At 43.4% G+C, this 18,047-nt stretch carries 12 protein-coding genes; 1 reads left to right on the top strand and 11 read right to left on the bottom strand.

The features are described 5' to 3' along the window. Positions 1-99: 99 nt before the first annotated feature. From KT990_RS00710 to KT990_RS00660, 11 genes are all read right to left on the bottom strand, one after another. Positions 100-816 (bottom strand): D-Ala-D-Ala carboxypeptidase family metallohydrolase, encoded by a 717-nt coding sequence (locus KT990_RS00710; RefSeq protein ID WP_074382876.1) that lies wholly within the window; start codon positions 814-816, stop codon positions 100-102. 136 nt (positions 817-952) lie between these two features. Beyond that, positions 953-1,276, bottom strand: coding sequence for a ferredoxin FdxA (gene fdxA / locus KT990_RS00705; protein WP_004279936.1), 324 nt, complete (start codon positions 1,274-1,276; stop codon positions 953-955). 196 nt (positions 1,277-1,472) lie between these two features. Further along, complete coding sequence (mutS, locus tag KT990_RS00700) at positions 1,473-4,121, bottom strand: DNA mismatch repair protein MutS (protein ID WP_218208958.1); 2,649 nt, start codon at positions 4,119-4,121, stop codon at positions 1,473-1,475. A gap of 336 nt (positions 4,122-4,457) precedes the next feature. Beyond that, positions 4,458-6,464 carry an esterase/lipase family protein gene (locus tag KT990_RS00695; RefSeq protein ID WP_218208957.1) on the bottom strand — a complete coding sequence of 669 codons (2,007 nt, stop codon included), beginning with the start codon at positions 6,462-6,464 and terminating at the stop codon, positions 4,458-4,460. A 123-nt stretch (positions 6,465-6,587) separates the two neighbouring features. Next, positions 6,588-7,529 carry an ABUW_2363 family tetratricopeptide repeat lipoprotein gene (locus KT990_RS00690; RefSeq protein WP_180075101.1) on the bottom strand — a complete coding sequence of 314 codons (942 nt, stop codon included), beginning with the start codon at positions 7,527-7,529 and terminating at the stop codon, positions 6,588-6,590. A gap of 120 nt (positions 7,530-7,649) precedes the next feature. After that, positions 7,650-8,459: a serine O-acetyltransferase gene (gene cysE, locus KT990_RS00685; protein WP_005096684.1), complete on the bottom strand. Its 810-nt coding sequence runs from the start codon at positions 8,457-8,459 to the stop codon at positions 7,650-7,652. Further along, on the bottom strand, positions 8,459-9,307 hold the full coding sequence (locus KT990_RS00680; RefSeq protein WP_218208956.1) for an RNA methyltransferase: 849 nt from the start codon (positions 9,305-9,307) through the stop codon (positions 8,459-8,461). The genes cysE and KT990_RS00680 overlap by 1 nt, the downstream gene beginning before the upstream one ends. Before the next feature lie 37 nt (positions 9,308-9,344). Then, positions 9,345-12,917, bottom strand: a complete 3,573-nt coding sequence (gene dnaE / locus KT990_RS00675) for a DNA polymerase III subunit alpha (protein ID WP_218208955.1) — start codon at positions 12,915-12,917, stop codon at positions 9,345-9,347. Between the two features lie 576 nt (positions 12,918-13,493). Next, on the bottom strand, positions 13,494-14,189 hold the full coding sequence (locus tag KT990_RS00670) for a methionine ABC transporter permease (RefSeq protein ID WP_005096687.1): 696 nt from the start codon (positions 14,187-14,189) through the stop codon (positions 13,494-13,496). Beyond that, positions 14,186-15,211, bottom strand: coding sequence for a methionine ABC transporter ATP-binding protein (locus KT990_RS00665; protein ID WP_005171261.1), 1,026 nt, complete (start codon positions 15,209-15,211; stop codon positions 14,186-14,188). The genes KT990_RS00670 and KT990_RS00665 overlap by 4 nt, the downstream gene beginning before the upstream one ends. Before the next feature lie 76 nt (positions 15,212-15,287). Next, the gene (locus KT990_RS00660) at positions 15,288-16,163 is read right to left on the bottom strand and encodes a MetQ/NlpA family ABC transporter substrate-binding protein (RefSeq protein WP_005096689.1); all 876 of its coding nucleotides are present in this window, start codon (positions 16,161-16,163) and stop codon (positions 15,288-15,290) included. Positions 16,164-16,864: 701 nt separating this feature from the next. On the opposite strand from KT990_RS00660, the gene KT990_RS00655 reads away from it, so the two are divergent. Next, the coding region (locus KT990_RS00655) for a hypothetical protein (protein ID WP_218208954.1) at positions 16,865-18,047 on the top strand (1,183 nt) is incomplete at its 3' end.

The following is an 18,047-nucleotide window of genomic DNA, read 5'->3' as shown; positions in this document are numbered from 1 at the left end:
TAAACTTTTCGCGGCATAGCGCAATTTATTGTGCTATAGCTGCTGTTTTTTTAGGCTACATAAAGTCCTAAATGAACTTTGTATAGCCGTTGTCATGACTTAGTAATTACACATTGAGGAGTTTCGCCCCAGACTTGGCCCCCAGGTACGGTAACCTTGGGTATCGATGTGGATCTGACCAGAAGCATACATGCCGAGTCCCATATTCAGACTTTGACCATGTTGCGCCCAGAACTGGCACAGTTTGAACTTGGTATTTTCAATATAACTATAGTCTTGCGCTTGTGGATATTCTGGGCCAATACGAAAATCGATGGCAGAATTATACAGATGGCGTGAAGAATTGGCGCCACCGGCACACTGGTTTAAAGGCAGGTCACGATAGACGGAAGTGACTTCAAAATCAGTCAGGACATTGGCGGCTACTAAATATTTAAATACACGCAAGGTTGGAACCTGATTGGCCCATAATTCACGGCTTGGAATCATGTACTGTGAACGACCACATTTGGCCCAGTCTCGCGCGGTGCGCATTAATTCAAAACTGGGAATAATATTACCTACGCCATTGCGTTCCAGAAACACTTCGTACTCACGTACACGTGATAAATTATCCAGCGCAGAGACCCAGTGGGTATACAGATAAGGTACAGTTTTGGGTTGGACTTTGCGGTCGTATTGAACACGTTCTTGGGGAATATAAATCCGCTTTCCATCGGGCACGGTCTGTCCCGGTGGTTTTGTGGTCGTGGTACAACCCACAAAAACGAGAGGGATTACACACAGACTCAATAATCCCTTTGCAAAATTCTTCATTTATAGAAATCAGATATTTATAAATAGCGCCATTTTAGACTAAATATACGGAGAAATTTGGAGAATATTGCAATAAAATGTGTGGATTGAGTATAAAAAAGATCAGCATGTGCTGATCTTTTTTAACTGAAATTAATTACTTTTCAAGATATTGTAATTTGTCAGCTTTACCATTCCATTCTTCACGATCTGCTGGCTGGTCACCAATTTGTGTGATATTTGGCCATTTTTGCGACAGGTCAGCATTCAATTCAATAAATACTTCTTGGCCTTCTGGTAATTCATCTTCAGAGAAAATTGCATTCGCCGGACATTCAGGTTCGCATAAGGCACAATCGATGCACTCATCCGGGTTAATCACCAGGAAGTTAGGACCTTCATAGAAACAGTCTACAGGGCAAACTTCAACACAGTCTTGATATTTACATTTAATACAATTTTCAGTGACAACGAAGGTCATGGCGACAGCTACCTAAAAAATATGGTTCTATTTACGAATACTGTATTTTAGGCAAAAACAGGGGGAACTAACAATTCCTTTTATTGATATTTGTTATATATAGGGCTGTTAAATTTGAAAAAAGCCGGAATAGGGCTAAATTCAAGTATAAATCAGTGATAGACCCCATAGGGGATGAGGTCTATGGCTCAGAGAATTACCCCGGCTGTTTGAGTAAATCTTTTAGTGCATATAATTGTGCTAAGGCTTCGCGTGGACTCAGGTTGTCTACATCGATGTCCTCAAGTAATTCGAGAGCTGGAGATTCTTTCTCAATTTCGACAATACGTTCCACTGGCTCTACAATTTCCGGCAGTGCAAATAGATCATGTTGTAGACTCTTTGGTTTGACCAGTTGTTGCTTTTCCAGAATCTTTAAGCGGTTTTGTGCTTCTTTAATGACTGATGCCGGAATACCGGCAAGTTTCGCCACCTGTAAGCCATGACTCTGGCTGGCAGGGCCATGTTGTACCTTATGTAACAAAATCAGATTGCCATTCAGTTCTTTAGCCGTGACATGATAGTTGTCGATGCCGCTTTCTTTATCGAGTTCGGTCAGCTCAAAATAATGGGTTGCGAATAGACACAGGCATTGAATGCGTTTGCTCAGATCCAGCACACAGGCCCAGGCCAGAGACAGGCCATCATAGGTACTGGTGCCACGACCGACTTCATCCATCAGTACCAGCGACTGACTGGTGGCATGATGCAGAATTTGCGAAGTCTCGGTCATTTCCACCATAAAGGTCGATTTGCCAGTTGATAAATCATCGGCAGAACCAATACGGGTGAAAACCCGGTCAATAGGCCCTAAAGTCGCAGCTTGTGCAGGAACATAAGCCCCGCAATACGCCAGCAAGACGATCAATGCGGTCTGGCGCATAAAGGTCGATTTACCGCCCATATTTGGGCCGGTAATAATCGCCATGCGATGGGAAAAGTCCAGTCGCGTATCGTTCGGTGTAAAAGCAGTTTTGCTTAAAGCTTCCACCACCGGATGACGGCCAGCAGTGATACTTACACCGACTTCAGGGCTGAATTTTGGACGTGACCAGTTGCGTAAACGTGCCTGATGGGCAAAGTTTGCCACCAGATCAATCTGGGCAATGGCACTGCTCATCATCTGTAAATTGCCGATATCCTGACGTAATTCATCCAGCAGCATTTCAAACAGCATTTTTTCACGCGCCAGAGCACGGGATTCACTGGATAAAACCTTATCTTCAAATGCTTTCAGTTCAGGTGTGATATAGCGTTCAGCATTTTTCAGAGTCTGACGGCGGATATAGTGCTCGGGTGCCTGTTCGGCCTGAGCACGTGAGAGTTCAATATAATAACCACTCACTCGGTTATAACCAATTTTCAGTCCCGGAATTCCGCTGGCTTCACGTTCTTTAATTTCCAGATCAATCAGGAACTGGCTGGCGTGATCACGAATCTGACGTAATTCATCCAGTTCACTATCAAAGCCTTCGGCAATCACATTCCCATCACGCAGCAATACCGGCGGATTTTCTACGATGGCAGACATCAAGCGTTGATGCAGGCCATGGAAATCTCCGAGTTCTTCATTGAGCTGGACTAATAGCTCAGACTGTTGTTGACTGACAATCGGCTGTAGGGCATGGCGTAAAAATGGAATTTGTGCACAGGCCTGACGTAGTTGTACCAGATCCCGCGGTCGGGCACTGCCCAAAGCAATTCGGCTCAGAACACGTTCAATATCGCTAATTTCCTTAAGCACCAAACGTACAGGTGCTTCATGGAAACCTTGTAGCAGGGCCTGGATGGCATCCAGACGTTCATCCAGCAAGGCAGTGTCACGCAAAGGCTGCATCAGGGTGCGACTCAGCAAGCGTCCACCCATAGCCGTCTGGCAATCATTAATTAACTGGAACAATGAAGTACCATGCTCAAATAAAGGTTCAATCAGTTCCAGATTGCGACGCGTCACTGGATCTAGGGCGATAAAGTCGGAACTCTGTTCTAGCTGAATCGAACGAATATGTGGTAAAGCGGTTTTCTGGGTTTCTTTGGCATAGTGAATCAGTGCCGCAGCGGCAGCTTTTGCCAACGGCAAATGATCAATCCCGAAACCGGAAAGTGTGCTGACGGCAAACTGGTCGCACAAGGTCTTTTGCGCATTGTTCAGGTTAAAGTCCACATTGGGACGCTTCGTCACGGAAATATCAAGTTGCTGCTTGAGTTGCTCGGTCAGCATCGGATCAGCGGTATTTTCATCCAGCAAAATTTCGCTTGGCATTAGGCGCGCCAGTTCAATCATGAGCTGGTTGAGATCATAATCCTGCTGCTGTACTTTAAATAGGCCGGCGCTGAGATCGAGCAGTGCAATCCCGATCTGATTTTGCTGAATACATAAAGCCACCAGATTAGAGCTTTGATGTGCACCGAGCATGGCATCATCGGTCAGGGTGCCCGGGGTGATAATCCTTACCACGCCGCGCTCCATGGGGGCCTTACCACGAGTACTTGTGCTCTCGCCCTCACCAATCTGTTCACAGATCACCACTGTTTCGCCTTTTTTGACCAGACGGGCCAGATAGCCTTCGGCTGCATGGTAAGGCACACCTGCCATCGGGATCGGCTGACCATTGGCTTTACCGCGATGGGTCAGGGTAATGCCTAAAATTTTGGCTGCCTTGTGTGCATCTTCAAAGAACAGTTCATAAAAATCACCCATACGATAAAACATCAATGAGTGTGGATGCTGCACTTTCACCGACATGTATTGCTGCATCATGGGCGTTAAGGTAGAAAGATCAGCCATAATTTCCGAACTGGTCATTAAAAATAAATCCTTTCAACAAGAGAGAAATGCAAATACTGATAAGCAGCGTATGCAAAAAAATTTAAAGCACCTCTAAACAGATCTATAAAAATATTTTATCGAGGATCTGCTCAGGAGCATAGTGAATGAGGTCGCTTATCTTAGGGTGCTTTAAATCAAGATTGAAACAAGTCTATCAAATTTAATTTTTAGAAAGAAATGAAATTCCAGATGAATGTTTAAGTCGTGCGACAGATCTGTCGGTCTGAGTTTTTATTCAGCATGATTTCCAATTTTAAAAAACAAACCACTGGATGTGAACATGCAGTGGTTGATTTAAATTAAGGGAATTGTTTATTCGGGATCATAAAGACCAAGGTCAGACAGGTGTAATCTGAGAATCCGGCGCAATTCCAGTACGGCCTCAGGGGTTTCCTGAATGGAATGGCCACCCTTGATCACTTTACTGGATACTGCACCTTGCAAATAAGCACTTTCGTAGGAAACAATGCCATCACTCATCAGCTGAGGTTCTGTAGTATCTACGGTATTACCGATGATGGAGTGAAATTTGAAGCCGGTATAGGGCTGAATGTTTTTAGTTAGCGCATTGAATTTCGAATTTTCACTCAAATCACTCGGGCCGTTTTGAATCAGGTCATGTCCCATTTCTTTGACAAATTCTTTTAATCCGATTTCGCCTTGTAAAGTATCAGCAAAGGCACCTAAAAATGCACCTGGAACCCGAATAATTTTACGCGCCAGTTTGGTATGCCAGCGATTGGCATATTCTGTGCCACGATGCGGTGTGGCCAAGAAAATCGCCCGACTAAAATTTGGAATCGGCTGCATTTGCAGGCGTGCTTGAAACAGCGGTTTATCCTTAAACTGTTCAATACGGGTATTTTGTACCAGTTTAAAAGCATCTTGGCTGATATCGGCATTGCTGACCATCAAACGGGCAATCACGCCGCCCATACTATGTCCGACCAGTACTGCATCTTTTTTAGCTGCGGCATTGTTCGCGACCTGGGCAAATCCTTGCTGAACCAGTGCATTGATTTGAAAACGGCTTTCCAGAATCGGCATGTTGGTAGAATAAAACACCTGCCAGACCTGAAAGTTTTCTCTTAGAACCGGATCACCCATAATATCGTTGGTCATACGAATCCAGGCTTCGGGGCTGCTGGCCAGACCATGGACCAATACCAGGATCTTCTTGTTCGGATTATAAGGTTCCAGCATATACAGGTGGGGCATGCTCAGACTATCATCCCGATCAATCAGGGTCAGATAGGCCAGACGCCCCAGATTGTTCTCGGCCAGCCATAAACCATAAGGTGCTGAAAAATTGGCTGCCAGAGCATATTCCTTAGAAGCGACCTTAATTTTTTCATATTTATAGGGATCATAGAGTTTCAGATGAAATTCGGAGGTCGATAAAATCTGTTCAGTACTATTGGCTGATTTAGGTACAGCGGTGATCGTGGTGGCCAGATATCGTGCTGCGTGGATATTGGGATTGATACCATTCGGATATTTGTGATTGAGTGGGTCAGTAATATATTTTTTATCTTTTTCGGATGGTTGCTGCTCCGGTAGAACCACTAAAAACTCTGAACCAAAACCGTCACGACGGGTAATTGAACGAAGCCCAGAGAAGTTCATGTTGTAGGTGGATAATAGTTGCTCAATGGGCTGGTTTTTCAGCTGCGGAAAATTTTCCAGATCAATGCTATACACACTGTTACCCACCTGAATCCGTTGGCCGGAACGCTTGGTTTCATAACGTTCAGCATAGCGTTGAATCAGATGAGCAATCGCCAGGTTATAAAAATCACGAATCTGAACCTGACGGTTGTCGAAAATACGGTCTTGCGGGGCACGCTCGGTTTTAAACAGGTAGGCATAACTATAACGAATGCTTTTATCCAGCATGCTGAGCTGCTGATCCAGACATTTCTGGATATTCTGTTTTTGCAGCTGTTGCTTTTCCTGAGATTGGGTCTTGCTCAAAACACTGGTGTTGCACTCGGCTGACTTGGCATTCTGTAAAGAATTGGCGAGATACAACTCACTTGCTGTAGAAAGTAATTGTTCATCTAAAATCTGGGGAATCTTTTTAAGATCCTTTACACATTCTTCGGGCTGGTCAATACAGATCTGGGCTTCACGCCCCGTCATGGACAACACATTTAGACTGGCTTCGCTCAGTTTGTCGCGCGTCAAAATACTGTCACGCTCATTGCTGAGTGTGACATTAAGTGCCTGTTCCTTAACACTGACCACCTGACAGCCGCTCAGCACGCTGGTGATGACTAAAGTGCACAGTATTAATCTTTTATTTATTTTTTCGTGCATAAAACCTTTCACTGAATTTAAGTTGTAAGTTTGGATAATGGTTTGTATTTTACTAATTTTTTCTCATAAAAATAGACCGCCGTAGCAGTCTATTTGTAATCAGAGAAAGAAGATAAATTTTGATTATGGCGTTTTAGGCGTTGCAGCAGCTGGAGCTTGATTTGCGGTTTGCAGAACTTGCCAAACATTCCAGCGACCTTGTTTCTCAATTTCCTGAATCAGACGGTCTGCCACTTCAGCTTCTTGCGGGTATTTCACTTTATAGTTTGCCAAGGTTTGAGCCGCATTTTTTTTCTGTTCCAGCGCAATATAATTATTGGCTGCAGCAAGATAGGCTTCCTGAACGCCAGCTTTCATGGCTTTGTCCAGATAAGGGATCGCTTCACGTTGACCGCCACCTTCGGACAGGCCAAAGCCGAACCAGAAGTTCACTTCAGGATCATCTTGGTTGATCTTAAGAATCCGTTGTGCATAGGTCAGGGATTTGGTGGTATAGACTGAACCCAGATCCAGATTACGTGCCATGACACTGGCTTTAAATGCACGTACCAGAACATCGAAAGAGGCATTTTCACGTGCAGCTAAAGTATCCAGCTGTTGAGTGACTTCACGCAGTTTGGCTTCAAAGCCACGACGTTCCTGACGATCGCTAAAACGTGGTGGATAATGACGTGCTTTACCTTCCACCATTTGCAGGAAATCATCAATCTCGGTGATGTCGATTTCATTGGTATTTGCCAGAGCCGCATAACGCATTGAACGTGTATTGCTGTCTACAATGGGAATAATCAGTTTATTGACATCCAAGGTTAATTGCTTGGATGGATCATTTGGATGAGTCACGACCATTTTGGTCACGGGTTGAGCCGCAGCTTTTTGCAAATGCACCTCAAACGCAGGTGGTTCATTATAATTGAATGGATTTAATGCATAAAATGGCGGACTTAATTCAGGTTCTACAAAAACCACTTGATCCACAGGTTTCTCAGCAGACTTCTGAGAGACGGTCGAACATGCAGTCATTGTGAATGCTAAACAAGCAAGTGCCAAGGGCTTAAAGGTCATAATATTCATCCATTCGTGTTATTTTTTAAAACAGCTAGTACAAAAATCACATGACCGTCAGTCTATGAAAACTCTAACGATCATGCAAGTAAATGCATGTTACAGAATTGAACGCTCTATTCAGGCTTTAGACTGACTGGTCTGAGCTTCACATTCACGGCGCGCTTCTTCCAGAATCTGTAATTCTTTTTTGCTTAAAGGCTGACCATCTTGTTGCTGTTTATTAAAGGTCGGATCCAGCAAAGAAAGACGGTTGCACAAGTTGTTCATGCGTTTTTCATTTTGCTGAATACGGTCCAGTAGAATGCGCATACCCTCCAGAATTGGATCAGACTGGTCTTCAGTTGCAGCATAGGGCTGGAAGCCGATACTTTCTGCATAATCACGACGACGGGTTTCTGCATCATCCTTCGGTTTGTTTTTGGTAATAAAGCGTGCAGGGTTACCCACAGCCGTCGTGTTTTCAGGAACTGCTTTAGTCACGACCGCATTAGAACCGACCTTGGCATTTTTCCCGACAGTAAATGGCCCTAAAATCTTGGCACCAGCACCAACCACCACGCCATCTTCTAAAGTTGGATGGCGTTTGCCTTTATTCCAGGTCGTTCCACCCAAAGTCACCCCATGATAGAGGGTAACATCATCGCCAATTTCTGCAGTTTCCCCAATTACGACACCCATGCCGTGATCAATAAAGAAACGACGGCCTATCTTGGCGCCCGGATGTATTTCAATACCAGTCGCAAAACGGCTAAATGAAGACAACGCACGTGCAGTTCCCTTACAGTCTTTGTTCCATAGCTCATGTGCCATGCGATGCATGATCAGCGCATGGATGCCAGGGTAAGTGGTTAAGACTTCTAAGGTATTGCGTGCTGCAGGATCGCGCGCAAAGACAGCTTGTATATCTTCTTTGAGCTGTTTTAGCATTAGATTTGATCCTCGTCCTGTGATGATGTATGTGAAGATTTTTTCCAGGTGCCGTTATTTAAGGCCTGAACGCGGCTGAAAATACCACGAAGTAAATGATATTCCATACGATCTAATTGTATACGTCCAAAGAGACGACGCAAGCGTAAAGGCAATAATCTTGGATTTTTTGGATCCATAAATTCAATTTCGGCCAGCATTTTTTCCAAATGCGGATAGAACTGTGCCATCTGCGCATGATTCACCAAAGGCTCATCCCATTCCATTTCAATGCCATCAATGACTTGCATGGTTGCTTTAGCATCACGTGGTTGTTCAATCTGGCTCATGGCTGCCATGCGCATTTCATAGCAGATCACCTGAATGGCTTGAGCCACATTCAGTACGCCGTAATCGGTATTGACTGGAATGGTCAGGTGATAGTTGGCCATTGCCAGTTCTTCATTGGTCAGACCGCGGTCTTCACGGCCAAATAGAATTGCAACTTCTTGCTGCTCTTGTACCACGGCGCTCATGGCTTTTGTCGCAGCAGGGCGCACATCTAACAGCGGCCAGGGAATAGTACGGCTACGTGCGCTGGTACCGAATACAATCTGACAGTCTTTAATGGCATCTTCGAGCGTTTCTACAATCTCGATCTGCTCGATCAGGTCGGTTGCGCCTGCGGCCAGCGCATCAATATCCGGATGCGGATAGGTTTTTGGCGCCACCAGAACCAGCTTGGACAAGCCCATGGTTTTCATGGCGCGTAAAGCACTGCCGATGTTGGCAGGTAAAGTGGTATTGACCATGACAATACGCACATGGGAGAGATGTGCTGAAACAGCAGCATTGTCAATTTGACTCATGAGGATTCCAATTTAAAGGTTTTTTAAAGATCAGGATTTATGAATATTGTGGCTGGGATTCAGCCTGATACAGTTCCAGCGCATCGTCCATGCTCATGCCAGCAGGTGGCGGTGGAACATTGACCGGTTTGGCCTGTTCATAAGAAACAGCTTTGGCGGCTTTGGACTTGACCTGATATTCAATATGCAATGCTTCTTTACCAAAATAATCACGCAATTTAGCCAAGAGTTCGTCCAGTGGCGCCACTTTCCAGTTGAGACCCAGATGAAGTTCAGTCGTAGCATAAGGATAGTCTAAATACAGAATTACCGGAATATGCGCTGACATGTCGATATTGGTATATGGTGTCAAAATCTGCTGCAAGTCACGACTCAGACTTTTACTGAAATGCTCAGTAGTTAAGGTGATTTTAATGCTGTTGGCACGCTTCTGGCGAATTTCATTCAGGCTAAAGGCTTTAGTGAGACGTCCCATTGGGCGGTCAAAGCCTTCACGCTCATAAATTTCACCTTCAATCACCACAACTTTATCCAGCTGGATAATCTCTTTAAAGCGGTTAAAACGTTCATGATTGGCTGAAATTTCAATACGCGCCGTACCATCATCCAGAGTCATCATCATCCGGTTCGGGAAATTGGCAATATCCACCACCAGTCCTGCAAATACGGTGGTCACGCCACGGCGGGTCGGCGTCAGCTCATTGATCTGACTAGGTACAAAGGATTTCAGTTCATTACGATAGACATCAATCGGGTGGCCGGTGAGGTACAGGCCGAGGGTGTCTTTTTCACCTTTCAGGCGAACTTCATCCGCCCATGGCTTGACCGGTTTAGAGGGTTTGCGCTGAACTTCTTCCACTTCACCAAACAGATCCATGATGCCGGTTTCACGGTTGGAGCGCGCCTGTTCCGCAGCTTGCACCGCTTCAGGCAGTTGTGCCATCAGGTCGGCACGATCAATGCCTAAACAATCCAGCGCACCGGAGCGAATCAATGCTTCCAGGGTACGTTTATTGATTTTTTTCAGGTCAATACGATGACAGAAATCAAACAGGTCACGGAAAGGACCTTCTTGTGTACGCGCGTCAATCACTGATTGCATCGCAGCTTCACCGACACCTTTAATCGCACCCAGACCATAGACAATGGTTTGTTCATCCGTGGCATGGAACTGATACAGCGACATATTCACGGAAGGTGGTAAAACTTCCAGATGATTCTTGCGACAGTCATCAATCAGGAATACCACGTTGTCGGTGTTCTGCATCTCCGAGGTCAACACCGCAGACAGGAATTCCGCCGGATAATGCGCTTTTAGCCATGCAGTCTGATAGGCAACCAAAGCATAGGCCGCAGCATGTGATTTGTTAAAGCCATAGCCGGCAAACTTTTCCATATAGTCGAAAATATGGTTGGCAGTGGCTTCATCAATGTCTTTTTTCGATGCACCTTCAATAAAGATCTGGCGCTGTTTGACCATCTCTTCCGGTTTTTTCTTACCCATGGCACGACGTAACAAGTCCGCGCCACCGAGGGTATAGCCGGCACAGTACTGTGCAGCCTGCATGACCTGTTCCTGATAGACCATAATCCCGTAGGTGGGTTCTAGTACGCCTTCAAGCAAGGGATGCAGATATTCAAAATCGCCTCCATGCATCCGGTGGATAAAGTCAGGAATCAGATCCATCGGGCCCGGACGGTACAGCGACACGAAGGCAATAATTTCTTCAAATTTGCTTGGGCGTGCCTCTTTCAGCATCTTCTTCATGCCCACGGATTCAAACTGGAATACCGCGGTGGTGTTGGCATTGGCAAAAACCAGATACGCGTCTTTATCTTCAAGCGGGATATAGGCAATGTCTAAAGGCTTGTCAGATTTGATGCGTTTATTAATATTTTTAACTGCATCTTCAATTACGGTCAGGTTACGCAGACCCAAGAAGTCAAACTTGACCAGACCAGCAGATTCAACATCGTCTTTATCGAACTGTGCCACGCGTGAAGTACCATCAGCCTCACACATAACGGCAGAGAAATCGGTAATTTTGGTTGGCGAGATGACCACACCACCGGCATGTTTACCGGTATTTCGGGTAATGCCTTCCAGTTTTAGCGCCATTTCCCAGATTTCAGCCGCATCATCATTATCTGGGTTGGATGGATTGGTGACGATATCTTTAAGCTGTGGTTCGGCTTCTAAGGATTCCAGCAGACTCAGGCCTAAAGGCTTGGTCGGGATCATTTTCGAGATACGATCGGCCAGACCATAAGATTTACCCAAGACACGCGCCACATCACGAATCGCACCTTTGGCCGCCATGGTACCGAAGGTGGCAATTTGCGAAACTGCATCACGGCCATAAGTACGCGCCACATAGTCAATCACGCGGTCACGACCTGCGATACAGAAATCGACGTCGAAATCGGGCATCGACACACGTTCCGGGTTCAAGAAACGTTCGAAGAGTAATTCATAACGTAGCGGATCAAGATCGGTGATTTTTAAGCTATAAGCCACCAGTGAGCCTGCACCTGAACCACGCCCCGGGCCTACTGGAACGCCGTTACTTTTCGACCACTGAATAAAGTCCATCACGATCAGAAAGTAGCCCGGAAACCCCATCGAGTTAATGATATTAATCTCGTACTCGATTCGCTCATCATAAGGCTTGCGAACTTCTGGCCAGTGTTCATCACGCTGTTCAGGTGGATACAGGAAATTCAGACGTTCTTCCAGACCTTCTTTGGACAAGTGTGCAAAGAAAGTATCAATGGTATGACCTTCAGGAATCGGATAATCCGGCAGAAAGTATTGACCCAGTCGCAATGTGACATTACAGCGTTTGGCAATGTGGTAAGTGTTCTCAATCGCAGAGGGAATATCCGAGAACAGCTCTGCCATTTCCTCAGCAGATTTAAAATATTGTTCAGGTGAATAGGTTTTAGGGCGGCGGTTATCCCCCAGTACATAACCATCGGCGATACACACCCGGGCTTCGTGGGCTTCATAATCATTGCGGGTCATGAAGTGCACGTCGTTATGTGCCACTACACCGATATTATATTTTTTGGCCAGTTTCACTGCTTCCAGAATGAAGTCATCTTCATCCGGACGGTTGGTGCGGGTCAGGGCGATATAAACGCGATTGCCGAATTTTTCGACCCATTCTTCCAGCAAGGGTTCCGCTTTTTGCGGATTTGAACTCATCAGCATCTTGCCGACATCGGAATGCATGCCGAGCAGGGCAATCATGTCCTCGGACTGGTTTAAAATCCATTGTTTTTGTACGCAGGGAATGTCTAATTGCTGACCACTGATAAAGCCTTCAGACACCAGTTCAGTCAGGTTACGCCAGCCTTTATTGGTCATCGCCAATAAGGTCATACGATGTTCGGCATCATTCAGGCGAATTTCAGAACCGAGGATCGGCTTGATGCCTTTGCCTAAACATTTGCCATAGAACTTGACTGCGGCATGCAGGTTAGACAGATCCGTCAGCGCGAGGGCAGGCATCTGTTCTTTTTCGGCAGCTTTGACCAGGTCAGGTATCCGTACGATGGATTCAGTAATCGAAAATTCTGTATGAATACCAAGATGAACAAAGTGCATAGATGAGTCCCTGCTAAAACCATTGAATAGTTTAACATGGGATTTATTGTTTCAGTTTGAAAATGAGGGGAAATGCTGAACTTTTAGATTTTAATTAAATGTTGATTTGGGGCTTTGTTCATATCTATAACGAGACGGCATTGTTAACCGAAATTGAATTTCTGACTAGCGACATGGATGTCGCCAGTTGATCTGTGGCACAAGGAAGTATCATCAAGCCAACAGAAGATTTTTGTTACCTTGCATAGCAGTGCTATTCATCTTTCAAAAGTAAAAGAAGAATTTTAAATATTAGTAAGTTTATTCATGACATTATTTGAAAAATAGAATTTCGTTATTTTTACTTCAATTTTAACTTTGTAATATTTGTGCCTTACTTTTGACGGGGCAAAAGTAACAAAACCCCTTTATCTGATGGTACATCCCAGTACCACAGATCAACGGGCGACTTCCTGTCGCCGTGGCACGTATCAAATAGTTGCAGGACTTTACTTTGAAATAATGAGAAAGGGTTCGTAAGTATTAAAAACAATAAAACCCTCTTTTAGAGGGCTTTATTCATACATAAAAACTAGATTAACGAAGTCGGGACAACCAATCCCCCAGACTTTGTACAATCTGTACCAAAATCAATAACACAATCACCGTCATGATCACCACAGAGGTATCGAAACGCTGATAACCGTAAGAAATGGCCAGATCACCGATACCGCCGGCACCGACAGCACCCGCCATTGCTGTTGCACCAATCAAGCTGATGGTGGCAGTGGTCAGGTTCAGAATCAGTGAACTACGTGCTTCAGGTAAGACAAACTTGAAGATAATCTGCATTGGGGTTGCACCCATCGCTTGCGCAGATTCAATAATGCCTTCATTCACTTCCAGTAATGAGGTTTCAACCAAGCGACCAATATAAGGGCCGACATAAATAGTCAGTGGTACAATTGCGGCCCAAGTACCAATTGAAGTGCCGACCAAAAACTTGGTCAGCGGAATAACGGCAATCAGTAGAATAATAAATGGTAGTGAACGTAGCGCATTGACAATCGGATTGAGACCGTGATAAATCACACGATTTTGCAAGATGCCGTTAGGACGCGTCACCACTAAAGTAATTGCCTGAATAAAACCCCAGATACAGCCAAACAGCATTGCGAAGAACACCATATGAAAGGTTTCTTGCAGCGCTGTCACAAATTGATCCATCGACAGCGAGCTTTTCCAGAACGGCGCAGTAATTGTCGTCAGCCACTGTACAATTAAATCTCTCATGCCTGTACTCCTGCTTGATCTACCTGTACGCCGTTATCTTTCAGATATTGCACTGCAGCGCTAATCTCTGCGGAATCACCCAGGAGCTGAATAAACATCTGACCAATCACCGAACCATTAATTTCGGTCATGTTGGCAAACAGGATATTTAAACTGATATCAAACTGTTTAATCACGGCCTGAATCACCGTTTCCTGAGCCGAGCTGCCAAGGAATTTTAAACAATAAATACTGTGATGATTCTGGTTTTCCAGATTATTCAGAATATTGACCGGCAAATGTTGCTGAAGCACGGTTTGAATAAAATTTTTGGTGGTCGGGTGTTGCGGCTGACTGAAGATCTGTAGCGTGCTGCCGGTTTCAATCACATCACCTTTTTCCATCACAGCGACATAATCACAGACGGTTTCAATTACATCCATTTCATGAGTGACCATGACAATGGTAATACCTTGCTCTTGATTGATTTTTTTGAGTAATTGCAGAACTGATTTGGTGGTTTGTGGATCGAGTGCCGAAGTCGCTTCATCACAAAGTAAAATCTTGGGATGGTTGGCAAGGGCACGGGCAATCCCGACGCGCTGTTTTTGACCACCAGACAATTCATCCGGAAAAGCCTGCCGTTTATGTTTCAGGTCAATAAAATCTAATAATTCTTCGAGGCGTTTTTCCCGTTCAGCCTTGCTCCAGCCCAGAAGCTTCATAGGCATTTCGATATTGGCCGCCACGGTTTTGGTTTGCATTAAATTAAAATGCTGGAAAATCATGCCGATATTGGCACGTTCTTGACGCAATGTTTTGGCATCGAGTGCGGTAAAATCTGTTCCATTAATGATAATCTGACCTGAGCTTGGACGCTCAAGTAAATTAATCAGACGGATGAGGGTACTTTTACCGGCACCACTATAACCGATGATGCCAAAAATACTGCCGGTTGGAATCGATAGATTAATCTGATTCAAGGCATGCAAGGTTTGACCCTTAAGCTCATACTGTTTTGAAATATCTTTAAATTCAATCATAGTGTCAAAAACTGCATCACGGATAAAAAAACAGGCAAGAAATCGTCCTTGCCTGTTCTAAAAGACTATTATAGTACTATTTTGATTCAGTTAAATACGTCACCGGCTTGTTTACTGCAACTTTAGTGCCACCAAAATTTTCATCGACATACGCTTGAACTGCTGGCGTATGATACAAGGCACCTACTTTTTGCAGTACAGGATCCGTTTGACGATCTGCTGCAACTGCTAAAACGTTTACATTCATTTTTGTGCTTTGATCAATTGGCTCATAGTAAACCGCATCTTTTAATACGTTTAAACCGCCTTCCATTGCCAGCGTATTGCCTAGCACAATCGCATCAACTTCATCTTTTACACGGACTGCAGTTGCCATTTGAATGGGCTTAATCACGATTTGTTTTGCATTTTCAGCCACATCAGCTGTTGTGCCTTTTACATTGTCAAAGCCAGCTTTTAATTTGACCAGACCTGCCGATTGTAAAAGTAGTAACGCGCGTGATTCATTTGCACCGTCGTTTGGAATGGCAATGGTTGCACCTGTTTTAAACTCATTCAAAGATTTTACTTTGCTTGAGTAAATTCCCATTGGTTCTAAATAGGTGGTAGACAATGGTGCAATTTTTGCTGTATTGGCATCATTATACGCAACCATATAGGCATATGACTGGAATGCATTGACATCGATTTCTTTATTGGCAACGGCTGTGTTCATTGACACATAGTCAGTGAAATTTTTCACATCAAGTTTAATGCCGGCTGCTTTGGTTTCAGGTAATGTGGCGATATAGCGCCATACATCTGCATCTGAACCGGTCGATGCCATGGTTACGGTTTGAAGGCCATTCGCATCATTGGCTTGTGCTGCATCATTGGCAGGCGCTTCTTGTTTGCCACACCCAGTCAAAGTTAATACAGAGGCACTCAATAAAACGCCAAGTAATTTTTTCATGAAATTTTCCTAATTTTAATCTTGCCTAGAGTATAAGCATTTTTAAATCGTGTTAAATAAGATTTTTATACGATCTAAGTATGTGTCCTGATCGTTGTTGGTACTGGCCTTAAACTAAAAGATCCAAGCCTACAACAATCGTTCTGGTGAACGCGATCAAGTCAGAAATGCCACAAACCTGATTGTAAATAATCTATTTTGGAGAGAAAAAATAGATAGTTTATAAGCACATGAAGTAGTTTGAGCATTCTGGGATTGTCGATATCATAGCAATAAAACTATATTCGATATACTGGATAGCAAAGCCTTGTTTAGCTCTTTAATTGAATAAAAAACCAAGTTGTTTTATAAAAATATTAATTAAAACAATATTTTATTTATATTAGGGGTATGGTTTTTAGGGAGTTGTTTAAATAGTGAGCTTTATAAGATTTTATCCAATCTAAATCATAAAAATGGATATATATGATTTATTGATGGAAGCAAAGTAGCGTTGCGCTGTTCTAGACATCAGGGTGTTATCTCGATTCAGCTTCTTTGGGAAATAGCACATAACTTCATCGTCTGTGCACATTTGGATAAATGGGTCGGTGTCGGAGTCTTTCCATTGGCGGAGGATCAGGCTAGGGGGCTGAATGCTTATGGATGGCATCGTGGTATTACACTATTATTGACGAATTAATTATAACAGAGATGTATTTGTGAAGAATTATCAGGATAAGGAAACAGGTCAGATTTATGCTTTTGAAGATGATTATGATCCCTTTCTTTCTGATAATCGTAATACTCCTAAGACACTAACTAAAAATATTAAAACAAGACCAACAGAAACATCAGTTTGGTATGATGGTGGTTGGATTGAGAGAACAGATGCGCCAATTGATTATATAGAGCCTACTTCTAGCGTACCATCATACAATCCTGCTTGGATGGTACATTTAAAACCCTATTCAGCAATAGTGAGTGATAAACAACCACAGTTTCAGTTCTCATTAGATCAAATCAATAACAATTCTTATGATGGAATGCAATTATCTAAAGTAATAGGAATACTTTCTTTAGAGGATAATTTAGATGTATTGATCAGCTATGATGGTGGAATAGCAATACCTCAAAGTGAAAAATTTTCAAAGAGAGTTGATGGTATTACTAAGCTAAATGAAATTCTCTGTCGTTTTTTATTAGGTGGAATTCATACAGAAGTATTGCATCCACATGAGTTAACAGTAGGGACTTTACATGAAAAAACGCACTTATTTTGTTATGCACCATCGCTTTATAATCAATTGAGATTCAATTGGGCATCTATTGCAGATAGGTTTCAGCCATTGATGGTTCCAAGAGTTTTACATTTAAATGATTTGCAAAAAGCTTATATGGATGGGCGAGAAATTCTTGAATCTATACCTACTTTCACGCCATTTTTTCTTTTAAATGGTTATACATCGTTAATCAATCAAAATATTAATGATGCTTTAAATAATCTTTGGATTGTTGTTGAACAACTTACAGAAATTTTATGGAAGCAAATTTATATTAGGCATAAAGATAATTATCCAAGACGAGTGCAAAAGTGTCATGCAAATTACAAAGAAAGTAATTATTTAAAGCATATTGCTACAAAACATAAGCTTTTGAGGTTGGCTAAAGTTATCACAAGGCAAAATTATAAAATACTAGAATGCGCTCGAAAATCTCGTAATAATTTAGCACATAGAGGAAGACAGCCAAATCGTGAAGTAGTTATTACGTTATGGGAACAATTGCCCGAACTTCTAGAGTCTGCTACGGATTATAAAAATATAGGTATGAGAGAAATAAAAATTGGACAAGAAATCAATTGGAATAATTCACATAATAATAATTTTGATGAATGGAAAGAGT

It is taken from the genome of Acinetobacter sp. F9, assembly GCF_019195275.1.
GTDB lineage: Bacteria > Pseudomonadota > Gammaproteobacteria > Pseudomonadales > Moraxellaceae > Acinetobacter > Acinetobacter pseudolwoffii.
This window is presented reverse-complemented; position numbering and strand designations above follow the sequence as displayed.

What these genes read in the sequence shown, in the direction of transcription:
- KT990_RS00710 (WP_074382876.1), bottom strand. Translation starts at nt 816, where the DNA reads ATGAAGAATTTTGCAAAGGGATTATTGAGTCTGTGTGTAATCCCTCTC.
- fdxA (WP_004279936.1), bottom strand. Translation starts at nt 1,276, where the DNA reads ATGACCTTCGTTGTCACTGAAAATTGTATTAAATGTAAATATCAAGAC.
- mutS (WP_218208958.1), bottom strand. Translation starts at nt 4,121, where the DNA reads ATGACCAGTTCGGAAATTATGGCTGATCTTTCTACCTTAACGCCCATG.
- KT990_RS00695 (WP_218208957.1), bottom strand. Translation starts at nt 6,464, where the DNA reads ATGCACGAAAAAATAAATAAAAGATTAATACTGTGCACTTTAGTCATC.
- KT990_RS00690 (WP_180075101.1), bottom strand. Translation starts at nt 7,529, where the DNA reads ATGACCTTTAAGCCCTTGGCACTTGCTTGTTTAGCATTCACAATGACT.
- cysE (WP_005096684.1), bottom strand. Translation starts at nt 8,459, where the DNA reads ATGCTAAAACAGCTCAAAGAAGATATACAAGCTGTCTTTGCGCGCGAT.
- KT990_RS00680 (WP_218208956.1), bottom strand. Translation starts at nt 9,307, where the DNA reads ATGAGTCAAATTGACAATGCTGCTGTTTCAGCACATCTCTCCCATGTG.
- dnaE (WP_218208955.1), bottom strand. Translation starts at nt 12,917, where the DNA reads ATGCACTTTGTTCATCTTGGTATTCATACAGAATTTTCGATTACTGAA.
- KT990_RS00670 (WP_005096687.1), bottom strand. Translation starts at nt 14,189, where the DNA reads ATGAGAGATTTAATTGTACAGTGGCTGACGACAATTACTGCGCCGTTC.
- KT990_RS00665 (WP_005171261.1), bottom strand. Translation starts at nt 15,211, where the DNA reads ATGATTGAATTTAAAGATATTTCAAAACAGTATGAGCTTAAGGGTCAA.
- KT990_RS00660 (WP_005096689.1), bottom strand. Translation starts at nt 16,163, where the DNA reads ATGAAAAAATTACTTGGCGTTTTATTGAGTGCCTCTGTATTAACTTTG.